This is a genomic window from Brucella pseudintermedia (assembly GCF_008932435.1).
GTDB lineage: Bacteria > Pseudomonadota > Alphaproteobacteria > Rhizobiales > Rhizobiaceae > Brucella > Brucella pseudintermedia.
Genome location: NZ_WBWE01000004.1, coordinates 179,145 through 193,032 on the forward strand (window position 1 = coordinate 179,145; position 13,888 = coordinate 193,032).

The following is a 13,888-nucleotide window of genomic DNA, read 5'->3' on the forward strand; positions in this document are numbered from 1 at the left end:
AAGCCCTCCCGGTCTTGCCGGGAGGGCAATTTGTCAGTTGTCCTTGGTAAAGGTGTTATCTGTCTCGCCACGGAAGAAGTCGCGGCCATAGATCAGCAGGCACAGGACAACACCCGTTGCAAACGCCCAGGCTGCGCCGCGTGTAGCGAGAACCGCACCCACGACGCCAGCAATGCCGAGATCACGTTGCGAGCGTGCTTCGAGAATGCCGACGCGAACCGAAACATAACCTTGAATAAGCAAGGTTAGCGCAAGCGCCACGCCGAGGATCGGCTGAACGAGCGTTACGATCGGCATCAGGAACAAGCCGGTATTGGTGCCCCAGCGGAACGAGCCCGCGCCGCCGAAGATCGAATGCATGGCCTTCTTGCCTTGCGAAAAACGTTCGGTGATGACCACATGCATGGCCGACCAGAGCGGTCCGCACATGCAAACATCCGGCCCCAGAACACTCATTGCCGCGTTGCGCCCGCCAAAAATGAGGTGCGCGCGATCGGGATTGTAGTCCACTTTTTCGTCCGGACGCGCCTCGTCGGCCTCCTTCAGGATGGCGCGGCTTTGCAATACGTCGCCGAATACGACGATATAGGCCGCGAGCATGGTCGGGATAGCGCTGAGAAACATCGAAAGCGGCGGCAAGCCGAGACCGAACACCGTGTATTCACGCCACAGCGTGGCGAAATCCGGGCTGGTGAGCGACCATTCCAGCTTCGGCCACTGCGCTTCTCCAAAAAGGGGAGCGATAATGACAGCAAGCAGAATGATCGGAAATACGCCAAGCTTTCCAATGATGGCGAGTATCGGATTGCTGTTCTTGATACGCGCAAAATGGCGGGAAAAGATGACGTAGAAGCCAAGGCCGACGGCAATGGTGATCGTGAAGGGGAACGTATCGAAACGCCCGCCAAGCTGGAAAACCGATATGACAGCGGCAAATCCCGCACCGACGATGATGCCCGCCTTGATAGCGGCTGGAATGAGCTGCACCACGCGATGCGCCATGCCCGTCGCGCCGATGAAAATGGAGAATATGCCCAGCATCATCTGGAATGCGACCAGCGCGTGAACGCGTTCCGGTCCTTCGGGGAAGGTGGCGCAATAGGCCATCAGCAGCGGAATGGCAGGCGTGATCCAGCCCGGAACGACAGGATCGCCCAGAAGATGGTGCGCAAGATAGAAAAGCCCATTGAGAACCACCACCGCAAGGGCGACCTCGAAGGGCATGCCAAGCAGTTCGGTCATCAGCGGGATGGCGGACAGGTCCACTGCGCACATGAGCAGGCCCTGAAAATAATCCGGCCATTCGAATTTGTAGTGAAGGAAGGGCAGGCGAATTTTGAATGGTCCGGCAGGCCAGTATGGCTGCTCCTGACCGTCGATACGTTCAGTGCTCAATTTATTCTCCGAAGACATGAGGAACGGCTGCGGAGAAGCGGCAATCAGCTCGCTTCTCCGGCACGTTCCGTCAGGTCGTTGTTATTGATCAGAAGGCTTCGCGGTAAAGCGCGAGCGCATCGGCCTCGGTTACGTCAACCGGGTTGTTGCCCAGAAGCCGTGTCTGCAGCATCGCGTCGCGCGCCAGCATTTCGAGGCTATCTTCGGTCACGCCGACATCACGCAGGCGGCGCGGCGCGCCGGACCGGTTCATCAGCTCTTCCATATAGGTGACGAAGGCCGCTGAGCGCTCTTCCGTCGTGCCTTCGGATTTCTCCAGCAGGAGATCGGCAAGCTCGGCGTAAAGCGTAGCCGCGTCTGCCATATTGTAACGCAGGACAGGCCCCAGCATTAGCGCGTTGGAAAGGCCGTGCGGCACATGATAGTGGCCGCCGAGCGGATAAGCCAGCGCGTGAACGGCGCCGACAGGCGAGTTGGAAAAGGCCTGACCGGCATAGTTGGCGCCGAGCAGCATGGCCTCGCGGGCATGACGGTCATTGCCGTTTTCGCAGGCAGCAACCAGATTGGCTGAAAGAAGCTTCAGCGCTTCGCGGGCGAATGCGTCGGAGAGCGGGTTCTTCTTGATCCGGCTCGTATAGGCTTCGATTGCATGGACCATGGCGTCGATACCGGTCGCCGCCGTATGAAGTGCAGGCAGGCCGCAGGTCAGCTCCGCATCGAGGATAACGAAGTCAGCGTAAAGCTGGCGGGCAACGACGCCCATCTTTGTGGTTTCGCCGGTTGTCAGAATGGTGATGTTCGTGACTTCTGATCCAGTTCCGGCGGTCGTCGGAATCTGGATCAGTGGAAGACGGCTGCCTTGCACCTTGCCGATACCGTAAAGCTCGGAAAGCTCCTGTTCGGAAACGAGCAGCACGGCCGCGAGCTTGGCGATATCCATGGAAGAGCCGCCGCCCAGACCAAGTACGATATCGCAACCGGCGGCCTTTGCTTGCTCAACACAGGCAAACAATACGGATTCCGGCGGATCGGCAACCACGTCATCGAACACGCTGATACCGAAACCAGCCTTTTCAAGCGAGGCCAGCGCATGGTTGAGGACGCCGGCCTTGTGCAGGCCCTTGTCCGTCACGATCAGAATCTTGCGTTCGGAAAACCGCTCGCCGAGGATTTCGCCGAGGCGCTTGGCAGCGCTCCATTCGACGAGCATCGAGCCGACGGTATCGAACGAAAATGGCTTGATCTCTGTTGTCATCATTCCACCCTTATCACTTTCACCAGCGCCGAGGTCTCTCACTTCCTCACCGGCACACAACGCTGGGCTTATCCCGGAAAAGCTTCTGTCTTGGGAAGGAAGCGCCTCCGTCATTTTCCGATACAGCCGATGCATCGGCGGTTCTGAAGAAAAGCCTGGGAGAAACTTTTCGTTTGTTCAGTATATTGAACAATGTTCAAAACTAAACGACCGATACAGGATAAGAAGCCGGACTGTCAATTTCTCCCTTCGATCAGGAGGGCTAAATCAAGGCCAGAAAGTTCGCGGTCGAAATGCCCCGGAATATAAGCGATTGAAAATGTTCGCTTTCACTTCGGTTGCCATCACACAATTTTGTGAATATTTCAGGAAAAATAACTTGCCGGGCTTCGCCCGAGGCTGCGTTTGAACGTTGCGGCGAAAGCGCTTGCGCTTTGATATCCGCAGTCCAGCGCAACGGTGACGACGGGCATTCCCGCGGCCAAGGCGGGCAGGGCAGCGAGCAATCGTGCCTGTTGCCGCCAACGGCCATAGGTCATGCCGGTCTCGCGCTCGAAGTGTCGCATGAAACTGCGCCTGCTCATGCCGGTTCGATCAGCGGCATCGTCAAGGGACAGCTCTGTATCGGGCTCTGCTTGCAGGGCTTCACAAAGGTTGCGGAACCGTTGATCCAGAGGCATTGGAAGATTGAGCGGTTCCGCGGGGAGAAAGGTCAGTTCTTCCAGCAAAAGTTCGCTGATACGCTGTGCAAAGGATGTAACAGGCTGGTCCTGCAATTCAACCAGACGCAGGATCAATTCCCGCAATAATGGCGAAACTTCCACCACGCCGCAGGACGGGGGAAGGGAGCGGGCCGCATCCGAACGGACAAAGATCGTACGAAACTGGACCGGTCCATGGCTGCGCGTTGCATGCTCCACCATCGGCGGTACCCACACCGCACGATTTGGCGGCACGACCCAGGTGCCGCTCTCCGTTGTGACGGATACCACGCCGGATCGCGCATAGATCAGTTGCGCATCCTGATGCCGGTGCGGCGGCCCGGCAAAAGACGTGTCATCTTGCGCCAGGGCCGATAGGGCGAGCGCAAGCGGTGCAGGGTAGTTCAGCGACATGGGTTGACCCTTTTGCGCTCTATTATGACCCTGATGCGCAAGAATGCCAATATCGGGACGTCTATTATCGGGTGGAGAAGCCAGTTTTCCAGAAAGCCTGAACGTGTCCGCTTGCGCCTGCCACAACACAGTTGTTTCGACGGAGTTGAACACTCCGGTCAGCAATGCGCGACTGGCGTCCCTGCTTCTTCTCCTTCGACTTACCGGCGACCGTTGGGCCTGATGGCATCCCGGCGGTCGTAATCTGCCGTCAATCCCTTTCCCATTGTCGCAGTCGCTGCTCAGCGCAGCCGAAGGAATCTATTGTCATGTTGCAGAACCCGGACAGCAAATACCGTCCTTTCATATCTCCAATCGAACTGCCGGATCGCCAGTGGCCGAACCGGCGCTTGACGCAGGCGCCACGCTGGGTATCGACAGACCTGCGCGACGGCAATCAGGCGCTTGCCGACCCGATGGATGGCGACAAGAAAATGCGCTTTTATCGCATGCTCCTGGAAATCGGTTTCAAGGAAATCGAGGTTGCATTTCCTTCAGCTTCGCAGACGGAATTCAATTTTGTCCGCCGCCTGATCGAAGAGGAACTGATACCCGACGATGTGACCATTCAGGTGCTCACCCAATCGCGAGCCGACCTGATTGCACGCACTTTTGAATCCCTGCGCGGAGCGCGTCAGGCCATTGTCCATCTTTATAATGCGACAGCGCCGCTCTTCCGTCGCGTTGTATTCAAGATGGAAAAGAACGAGATAATCGACCTAGCCGTCTGTGGCGTAACGGCCATGCTAGAGGAAAGCCGGAAGCAACCCGAGACGCGTTGGACGTTTGAATATTCACCGGAAACCTTCTGCTTTACCGAGCCGGACTTTGCGCTGGAAATCTGTGAACGTGTTCTGGATGTCTGGCAGCCAACGCCGGAAAACAAGGCGATCCTGAATCTGCCTGCTACCGTTGAAGTGGCAATGCCGAATGTCTATGCGGACCAGATCGAATGGTTCTGCCGCAATCTTTCCCGCCGCGACAGCGTGATCATAAGCGTCCATCCGCATAACGACCGGGGCACAGCGGTGGCTGCAACGGAACAGGCCCTGCTCGCAGGCGCTGATCGTGTCGAGGGCTGCCTGTTCGGCAATGGCGAGCGCACCGGCAATGTCGATCTCGTGACGCTGGCGCTGAATTTCTATACGCAGGGCATCGACCCAAAACTGTATTTTCCAGAAATGCGTTCCGTCGTGCGAACGGTGGAACATTGCAATGACTTGCCAGTTCATCCGCGCCATCCCTATGCAGGCGAACTGGTTCATACAGCTTTTTCCGGCTCGCATCAGGACGCTATCCGCAAGGGCTTTGCCGCGCATGAAACACGTAATGACGGAATATGGGAAATGCCTTACCTGCCCATTGACCCGAAGGATATCGGCGAGAGCTATGAAGCCGTCATTCGCGTGAACAGCCAGTCGGGCAAGGGCGGCGTGGCGTGGGTGCTGGAACAGGACCGGGGCCTGAAACTGCCGCGTCCGCTGCAAATCGATTTCAGTCGTCGCGTACAGGCATTTGCCGACGATACCGGCAAGGAAACGACCTCTGAAATGATCTGGACGCTGTTTAGCGACCTGTATCATTTGAACGCAAACGCCGAATTCGAGCTTCTGAACTATAGGGAAAGCAGACCGGCGCGGAGCGAGGAGCCGCGTGTCTTTGCCGGGCGAATCCGGCATCGCGGCAAGGAAATCGCCATAACGGGGCGCGGTAACGGTTTGATCTCAAGTGCGGTTTCGGCATTGCAGGCCGGTTGCGATACCGATCTGGAAATCGTCGATTATCACGAGCATTCGTTGAAAAAAGGCACCTACGCGCAGGCTGCGGCCTATATCGAATGTCGGACGCAGGATGGGCGGAAAGTTTTCGGCGTCGGGATCGATGACGATATCGCAACCGCGTCGATACGGGCTGTGTTAAGCGCTGCCGCAAACGATACCAAGAGCGCCGTCTAAAAAAGTGAGGAAGCAGACAAGATTTGCTCTTGACCTCAACCAAGGTTGAGGAACTAGAGAAACATGGCCGATTATCTGGAGTATCGTCCATGCGCTTGTCGCTCCTTCTTGTTCCCCTTGCCTTTTCCACTGCTCTCATTGTTTCGACAGCCGCCTCTGGTGAAGGGGCGGATGCTGCCGCGGGGAAAAAACTCTTCAAGCGATGCTCCGTCTGCCACAGGGCGGATGCCGATGAGAGTAAACGCGGTCCGTCATTGCAGGGCGTGGTGGGCCGCAAGGCCGCCTCCTATCCGGGCTATCCCTATTCGGATGCAATGCGCAAGGCGGCGTCCGAAGGACTGGTCTGGAACGAGGATGAGCTGAAGAGCTTTCTCAAGAAACCGCAAGCCATGGTGAAAGGCACATGGATGGCTTTCGCCGGACTGACCAAGGAAAAAGACCTCGAAAACATGATCGCCTATCTGAAACAGCATTCCGAATAGCTGTTTGGAGCCGATATGGCCGAACGGACATCCCGACGTAAGGCCATGGCCGGTCGGAAACGCTGCGGGGCGATTCCGACCGGCGCCAGAGCATTTCCAGCAAAAGTGTGAAACGGTTTTGCGTTCGGAAATGTTGAAAAACAAATAGATGGAGCTGTTCCGACGATGCCGTCAAAACAGGAACCGCTCCAAGCAGGGACAAAGCCGAAGGTTGCTTCGATGATGAACAGAAACGTGCTGCATATAGATCGCGACGCAATTGGCGCCGTTCCGAAACAGGAGTTCGCGGATGTGATGTCGCGTATGGCCGCTACCGTGTCCGTGGTGACAGCGCGCGATGCTGGCGAAGCCCACGGTCGCACGGTGACAGCGGTGTTGTCGCTTTCCGCCGAACCGCCGATGGTCCTGGTTTCGGTCAAAAGCGACAGCGCACTGGCAACGGCGATCATTTCCGATGGCGGCTTCTCACTCGCCATGCTCGCAGAAGGGCAGGAGATGATCGGCGATGGCTTTGCAGGCAAAATACCGCATGGGCATAGATTTCTCATTGGGGTGTGGGGCGAATGGCCGTCGGGCAGGCCGCATCTTTTCGGGGCGTCAGCTGCGATAGATTGCGAACTGGCGGGCAGTGTTCCAATGGCGGATCACACGCTTTTTGCCGGGCTGGTAACGAATACCGATTTGCCGCTGCATTCGCGCCCGTTGCTATGGGCGCGTCGCAATTATCGCGCGTTGAGACATGACGCGGATTTATGAGACGCTTGCAATGGCGCGCGGCTGGAGCGCTTTTCTTCCGCGCATCTGAACCAAAAACCGTTTCACACTTTTCGGGATGCGCTCAAAGGCCTACACATTCGGCATGATCGAGTTTGACGATATGGAACATTCAGGTCTCAAGAAAAGCCTGACAGTTGGTGACGTTTCCCGGCGCGCTGGCGTGGCGGTCTCTACGGTTCATTTCTATGAAACCAAGGGGCTTATCGAGGGCTGGCGCACAGAGGGCAACCAGCGACGTTATCACCGCGCCGTGCTGCGTCGCATTGCCATTATCAAGATCGCGCAACGCGCGGGCATCCCGCTCGCGATCATTCGTGAGGCGCTGGAAGACCTTCCGCACGACCACGTACCGACGGCGGAAGACTGGAGACGATTTTCGGAAGCTTGGAAAGGCATGCTTCAGGAACGTATCGACAGTCTGATGCAGCTTCGTGACCAGATAACAAGCTGCATCGGCTGCGGTTGTCTCTCGCTTTCCGAATGCCCGTTGCGAAATCCAGACGACATCCTCGGACAACAGGGCGCCGGCCCCAGAAGATTGATGGTCAAGACCGGCAATCTCACTTGATTTTCCAGCGTCCGAGCCGAGTTTTCCCCACCGCCATTGCGCTCGTTCGCGGTGGCGGTTTTGTTTTGGATTTGGCCGATTAAATCCTGATGTTTTCAGTCGAAATAGCCTATTGACCTCAACCAAGGTTGAGGTTCTATAAACCCGTCGGCAACAATTCAGTTCACGGAGGCCGACAGTGCAAAGTTCGATCGAAGAAACAATTCCGGCGGGGGACGCGGGCTATAAGCCCGCTGGCTGGGGTGAGCTTCTAAGCGGTAAAAATGGCCTCTATGCCCTGGCTTTGGCTGGTGGGGTCACGCTCCACGCGGTCAATATGTACATCGCGACCACAGTCATGCCGAGCGTGGTGCAGGATATTGGCGGCATGGATTTCTATGCTTGGGCCACGACCTTGTTCGTCGTTACATCCATTCTGGGCGCCGCACTCACTGCGCGGCTTCTGAAAAGCGCCGGTCCAAGGGGCGCCTATGTCGTGGCGACCCTGCTGTTCGCGGCCGGTACGCTGATTTCATCTCTGGCGATCAATATGCCGGTGATGCTGGTGGGGCGGAGCGTGCAGGGCCTTGGCGGCGGCTTCCTTTATGCGCTTGCCTATGGCCTGACCCGTGTCGTACTGCCAGAGCGTCTGTGGGGCAGGGCCATTGGGCTCATTTCCGCGATGTTTGGCGTGGCGACACTGATCGGTCCGGCGATTGGCGGCATCTTTGCCGAATATGGCGCATGGCGCGCCGCGTTCTGGTCGTTGCTGCCCGTTTCTGGCCTTTTCGCTGTGGTCGCATTCGCAACAATGCCGCGCTCGAGCTGGGACAAGAATGAGCGCGTTTCCATTCCCGTTCTTCAACTCATCCTTTTGACCGGCGCTGTCCTTGCGGTGTCAGCAGGCAGCCTGTCTCAGGAGACGCTATGGAAGATCGTTGGACTGGGGGCTGCGATATTCATGATTGCCGTCATTGCGGTCGTGGACCGCGACGCCAAGGCCCGCCTCCTGCCGCGCCGCTCGTTCAGCCTGTCGATGCCGCTGGGTGCGCTTTACCTTACAATCGCGCTTTTGATGCTCAGCATGCAGCCCGAAATATACGTGCCCTACCTGCTTCAGCACCTGCATGACCAGTCTCCGCTATGGGCGGGATATCTGGCGGCACTGATGGCCATTGGCTGGACTGTGGCATCCTTCCTCAGTTCCAAATGGCAGGAGAAGGGCGGCGACAAACTTGTCGTGGCGGGCCCCATCCTTGCGCTCGCGGGCCTCGTATTGCTCGCCATATTCCTTCCGGTTCACGGTAACGGCAACTGGTCATTGCTCGCGCCCGTCTGCCTTGGGCTCATCCTGATCGGTTTCGGGATCGGCCTTGCCTGGCCGAGCCTCGTCACCCGTGTTTATCAAAGCGCTCCGTCGACCGAGCAGGACCTTGCCGCAGGCGGCATGACGACCGTGCAGCTTTTCGCCATCGCCTTCGGGACGGCCTGTGCGGGCATGGTTGCCAATTTCGCCGGCATTGCCGTGCCTGGCGGCGTGGAAGGCGCGGCCAATGCCTCGCTCGGGCTCTCGGTGATTTTCGCGCTCGCACCGGCAATTGCGATTGCCGTGGCATTCAGGGTCAACCGGATTACTGGCGGAAAGGGCTGATCGATGCCGCGTTTCATTGCCAACATTCTCGATTCCCGCGTCAGTCTTTTGCTAGCGCGGATCGTTCTCACCTTTGTTTTATGGTCCAGCGGTCTGGCCAAGCTCTTTGATTTCGGTGCCAATGTCGCGGAAATGGAGAGCTTCGGTCTCTATCCGGGCTGGCTGTTCAACAGTGCGACCCTGCTTTTGCAAATCGGCGGATCATTGATGATTATCTTCAATCGCGGAACCTGGCTTGCTTGCGGCGCTCTTGCGGTCTTTACGATCCTGACCATTCCGGTCCCGCATCCATTCTGGACGAAAGAAGGAGAAGAAGCTTTCCGGGATATGACGGTGGCACTGGAGCACATATCGCTGATCGGTGGCCTCGCCATAGCCGCGATCCTGGCGCGTAAGGTTTAAACCACTGGACGCAAGGATTGGCCTGCCTGTACCCTGCCTGTCGTCTGATCGATAGGCAGGGAGGGCCTGGAATGGATGTGACGGTCATAACGGGAGCATCGGATGGTATCGGGGCCGAAACGGCACGGCAGATTGCCCGGCGCTACCGTGCAAATGCTGCTTTGGTGCTCGCCGCACGCAATGTGGACAAGCTGGAAAATTTGGCAACGGAATTGCGGCAGCTGCGCAGTTCTGCCCTCGTGGTGCCAACCGATGTAAAAGATCGCGCTGCCTGCATCGCTTTGATTGACAAGGCGGTTTCTACCTATGGCCGCATCGATACGCTGATCGTGAATGCGGGCATGTCGGCCCATGCCAATTTTGCCGAAATCAAGCCGGATGATCTGGGCTGGATGCATGATCTGATGGAGCTGAACTACTGGGGCAGCGTATGGCCTATCCATGCCGCACTTCCACATCTCGCTGCTAGCAAGGGACGGATTGTAGCCGTCTCATCCGTTGCCGGGTTGATCGGCGTGCCGGGGCGCACGGCCTATAGCGGAACGAAGTTCGCGCTTTCCGGCTTCTGCGAGGCGCTTCGCGCGGAACTGGAACCAAGCGGCATATCCGTGACAATCGTCTATCCGGGTGTCGTCAAGACCGACATTCGCAAGGTGGGCTACAGCGCGAGCGGGGCCGCTCTTGGAACGAGCGGCGTGCGCGAGGATGACATGATGCCGGTCGAAGAAGCTGTGCGGCTGATGCTGGACGGCGTGCAAGCGCGCAAACGGGAAGTGCTGATGACCCGGCAGATGCGGCTGGGGCGTTGGTTGAAGCTTATTGCGCCCCGGCTGGTGGACCGCATGGCGCTCAAGGCTATCAAGCCGGAGTTCAGGCCGAAACCGATCGTCCCCGCAAGGTAAACAAGGACCAACAAGCGGTTGCGAGCGAGGGAGCGTTGGATATCCCTTCCGACGCACGGTGCTCCACGCTTCAAACGCGAATTTAGCGCAATCTACATCGCATAAGTTCATTTTTCATTTGGCTTCTGTCGCGGTCCCGTTACAAGAGAGGCTCGGGCGGTAAAGGGCTAAAAATGGACACGCGGGGGCAGGGCAGCAGGAATGTGCCGCTGGCAGTCGATCTGGACGGAACGCTGGTTTCGACCGATCTGCTGTGGGAAGGCATTTTTCTTCTTCTGAAAAAGAACATTCTGTTCGTCTTCATGTTGCCGGTTTGGCTGCTCTCCGGCAAGGCACATCTCAGGCAACAGGTGGCTGACCGTGTGACGCTCGATGCTTCGCGACTCCCTTATCGAACAGAATTTCTGGATTTTTTGCGCGGGGAACATGCATCGGGAAGAGCTTTGGTGCTGGTGACGGCAGCTCCAGAACCGGTAGCGACTGCGGTCGCGTCGGAACTCGGTATCTTCAGTGAGGTCTGCTCAACGTCCTTGGCAAAAGAATCTTCCGCAAAAAGCAGGGCCGAACTGCTGGTGGAGCGCTATGGGCGGCAGGGGTTCGATTATGCGGGGAATGATCGCGACGATTTGCCGGTTTTCGATGCGGCGCGGCAGGCGATTGTCGTGGCACCTGATCGCGCAGCGGCTCAATTCCAGAAGCGGACGGGCTGTCCGGTTTTCAATGCTGGAAAACCGACTATCCGAACCTATGTCCGGATGCTGCGGGTTCATCAATGGCTGAAGAACCTGCTGGTCTTTGTTCCTGCCACGCTGGCTCACGACATAGCAAAACCCGATGTGTTCACCGCGGTTTGTCTGGCATTCGTCGCCTTTTCTGCGACGGCGTCCGCAATCTATATCATCAACGACATTATCGATCTTCCGGTTGACCGGAGACATGCCCGGAAAAATCAGCGGCCTTTTGCAAGCGGGCAGGTATCCATTCCATTTGGTCTCGGCACCGTAGCTGTGCTGCTGCTTTTGACGGCCTTCATCTGTTTCTTCCTGCCGCCTGCTTTCACGCTGGCAATCGTCACCTATCTGGCTTTCACCACCGCCTATACATTTGCCTTGAAACGCATGTTGCTGGGCGACGTGATTTGCCTCGCAGGGCTTTACAGCTTGCGTCTATTGGGAGGATCGGCTGCCTCCCATGTTCCGCCGTCTTTCTGGCTGATGGCCTTCGCCATGTTTTTCTTCCTCTCGCTCGCATTGGTGAAGCGTTATGTCGAGCTGGACGGCGCGATGGCAACGGAAATTGACCGGATTGCCGGGCGAGGCTACCGTCCGGAAGATCGTGATATTGTGGGACAGTGCGGCGTTGCCGCCGCGTTTACCGCAGCCCTGGTTCTGGCCCTTTATATCAATAGCGACTCGGTCAAGACGCTCTATACCTATCCCTGGCTGATATGGCCGCTCGGCCCGATGGTTCTCTATATGAACGTGCGCGTATGGATATTGGCGCATCGCGGTGACATGGACGACGATCCGGTCCTCTTCATGGCCAAGGACTGGCGCAGCCAGGTCGTTATCGCGCTTGGCGCGGTGTTGCTTCTTGTGGCTGGAATGCGCTGATGGAACAGTCCTTTGACAGTTTCGGGCGAGTTGACCGGCGAGAGCGCCGATCCCTTTCGCTTGAGCGGCTGGAAACTGATTTCGCACGGACCTTGCCTGAAGGGGCCAGCCTGTTGCCATTCGGAAATGGTTGTTCCTATGGCGACAGCTGCCATAACGATGCGGGCTTCCTCGTCCCCATGCGGGCTCGAAGGAGCATACTGCACTTCGATCCAGATACGGGATTCTTGACGGCTGAAAGCGGCGTGCTCCTGAGCGAGATCATCGCGCATGTTGCGCCGCATGGCTATTTCCTGCCTGTTACGCCCGGCACCCAGTTTGTCACGCTCGGCGGCGCCATCGCCAATGACGTGCACGGGAAAAACCACCATCTGCGGGGAACCTTCGGGTGTCACGTCAAAGAGCTGGACCTGCTTCGCTCGGACGGCGGCCAGTATCGGTGCTCCGAGACGGAAAATGTTGGGCTGTTTCGCGCAACAATCAGCGGAATGGGGCTGACCGGGTTGATCCTGCGCGCAACGATCCGGCTCATGCGCGTAGGCGGTCTTGATATTGAGGAAAGGGCTCTGCCTTTCGGCAGTCTTGATGCATATTTCGATATGGCTGAGACCGCAGATATCGAGAATGAATATGCAGTTGCCTGGGTCGATCAGCTTTCCGATGGCAGGGGTCTGCTGTTGGTCGGCAATCATGTCGACGTGCCCGGCGGCGTGCATATCGCGGCATCTGCGCGCCTCGGCGTGCCTTTTGAGTTGCCGTTCTCCGCACTCAACAGGACAAGCCTGTCATTGTTTAACGCGGCCTATTTTCGGCGTAAGCGACGGCTGAAGGCGGCACATAGGATGCCATATCGAAATTTCTTTTATCCGCTCGACAGTATCGGGAACTGGAACCGGCTTTATGGCCCGGCAGGGCTTTACCAGCACCAAAGCGTGATCCCGCTTGATGCTGCCAGAACCGTCATTCCCGCAATGCTGGAGGCAAGCCGTGCCGCCGGGCAGGTTTCATTCCTGACGGTGCTCAAACGTTTCGGCTCGGTGAAGTCCCCCGGTCTCATGTCGTTTCCGACGCCGGGATATACGCTGACCATGGATTTCCCAAATCGTGGCCGAAAGACGCTGGATTTGCTGGACCGGCTGGACCGTCTGACCGTGGGAGCCGGTGGCCGCATGAACCCGTATAAGGACCAACGGATGAGCGCTGATATTTTTGCTGCGAGTTTTCCGCGCTGGCGGGATTTTGAAATTTTTCGCGACAGGGCTTTCAATTCAAATTTCTGGCGCCGCACGGCGTTGACGCTCGGCGAGGCAGAGTAGGAAACGTGATGAAATATATTCCCTTCATCCTGTTCACAGTCATGACCAACGCCGCCGCGCAACTGATGCTGAAATACGGCATGCTGACGCTCGGGCCGATCAGTTTTTCAGCCGAAACAATGATCCAGCGCATATTCCAGATCGTGTTCAACCCCTGGGTGTTTGCGGGTCTTTTGACCTTCGTGATCTCAATGGCATCGCATCTTTACGTGCTGTCCAAGGTCGACCTTTCCTTTGCCTATCCGTTCCTCAGCCTTGCCTATGTGGCGGTCGCTTTGCTCGCCTGGCTTTTGTTCAAGGAGGAACTGGGCGCATACAAGATCGCAGGCATAGCGTTCATCTGCATCGGGACGGTGCTGATCGCGCAGAGCGCCAAATCGTCGGCCCCGCAAGCGGAAACGACTGTAAACCGGCAGACGCAAGGGTGAACGGGGGGCAT

Annotated in this window: 13 protein-coding genes; 10 read left to right on the forward strand and 3 right to left on the reverse strand. The window is 57.5% G+C overall.

Going from position 1 to position 13,888, the window contains the following annotated elements; genetic code table 11:
• Window positions 1–33 precede the first annotated feature (33 nt).
• The 3 genes from F9K78_RS07040 to F9K78_RS07050 all read right to left on the reverse strand — a co-directional run bounded on the left by F9K78_RS07040 (window position 34) and on the right by F9K78_RS07050 (window position 3,765).
• On the reverse strand, window positions 34–1,395 hold the full coding sequence (locus F9K78_RS07040) for a hypothetical protein (RefSeq protein ID WP_208851915.1): 1,362 nt from the start codon (window positions 1,393–1,395) through the stop codon (window positions 34–36).
• An 88-nt stretch (window positions 1,396–1,483) separates the two neighbouring features.
• On the reverse strand, window positions 1,484–2,653 hold the full coding sequence (locus F9K78_RS07045) for an iron-containing alcohol dehydrogenase (RefSeq protein WP_121986255.1): 1,170 nt from the start codon (window positions 2,651–2,653) through the stop codon (window positions 1,484–1,486).
• Between the two features lie 362 nt (window positions 2,654–3,015).
• Window positions 3,016–3,765, reverse strand: coding sequence for an AraC family transcriptional regulator (locus F9K78_RS07050; RefSeq protein ID WP_121981048.1), 750 nt, complete (start codon window positions 3,763–3,765; stop codon window positions 3,016–3,018).
• 308 nt (window positions 3,766–4,073) lie between these two features.
• On the opposite strand from F9K78_RS07050, the gene leuA reads away from it, so the two are divergent.
• From leuA to F9K78_RS07105, 10 genes are all read left to right on the forward strand, one after another.
• Complete coding sequence (gene leuA, locus F9K78_RS07055) at window positions 4,074–5,759, forward strand: 2-isopropylmalate synthase (RefSeq protein WP_122066781.1); 1,686 nt, start codon at window positions 4,074–4,076, stop codon at window positions 5,757–5,759.
• 89 nt (window positions 5,760–5,848) lie between these two features.
• Window positions 5,849–6,241, forward strand: a complete 393-nt coding sequence (locus F9K78_RS07060; RefSeq protein WP_121986257.1) for a c-type cytochrome — start codon at window positions 5,849–5,851, stop codon at window positions 6,239–6,241.
• Window positions 6,242–6,460: 219 nt separating this feature from the next.
• Entirely contained in the window at window positions 6,461–6,997 is a 537-nt protein-coding gene (locus tag F9K78_RS07070; protein ID WP_121986259.1) for a flavin reductase family protein, read from the forward strand.
• Between the two features lie 121 nt (window positions 6,998–7,118).
• Complete coding sequence (gene soxR / locus F9K78_RS07075; RefSeq protein ID WP_162929807.1) at window positions 7,119–7,586, forward strand: redox-sensitive transcriptional activator SoxR; 468 nt, start codon at window positions 7,119–7,121, stop codon at window positions 7,584–7,586.
• A 178-nt stretch (window positions 7,587–7,764) separates the two neighbouring features.
• Entirely contained in the window at window positions 7,765–9,216 is a 1,452-nt protein-coding gene (locus tag F9K78_RS07080) for an MFS transporter (RefSeq protein WP_122066780.1), read from the forward strand.
• 3 nt (window positions 9,217–9,219) lie between these two features.
• Window positions 9,220–9,618: a DoxX family protein gene (locus F9K78_RS07085; protein ID WP_122066779.1), complete on the forward strand. Its 399-nt coding sequence runs from the start codon at window positions 9,220–9,222 to the stop codon at window positions 9,616–9,618.
• Window positions 9,619–9,689: 71 nt separating this feature from the next.
• Window positions 9,690–10,520: an SDR family oxidoreductase gene (locus F9K78_RS07090; protein WP_122066778.1), complete on the forward strand. Its 831-nt coding sequence runs from the start codon at window positions 9,690–9,692 to the stop codon at window positions 10,518–10,520.
• Between the two features lie 173 nt (window positions 10,521–10,693).
• On the forward strand, window positions 10,694–12,133 hold the full coding sequence (locus F9K78_RS07095) for a UbiA family prenyltransferase (RefSeq protein ID WP_151682110.1): 1,440 nt from the start codon (window positions 10,694–10,696) through the stop codon (window positions 12,131–12,133).
• A complete protein-coding gene (locus F9K78_RS07100; RefSeq protein ID WP_122066776.1) occupies window positions 12,133–13,449 on the forward strand; it encodes an FAD-binding oxidoreductase in 1,317 nt (438 codons plus the stop codon). The genes F9K78_RS07095 and F9K78_RS07100 overlap by 1 nt, the downstream gene beginning before the upstream one ends.
• An 8-nt stretch (window positions 13,450–13,457) precedes the next feature.
• Complete coding sequence (locus F9K78_RS07105; RefSeq protein ID WP_122066775.1) at window positions 13,458–13,877, forward strand: EamA family transporter; 420 nt, start codon at window positions 13,458–13,460, stop codon at window positions 13,875–13,877.
• Window positions 13,878–13,888: the final 11 nt, after the last annotated feature.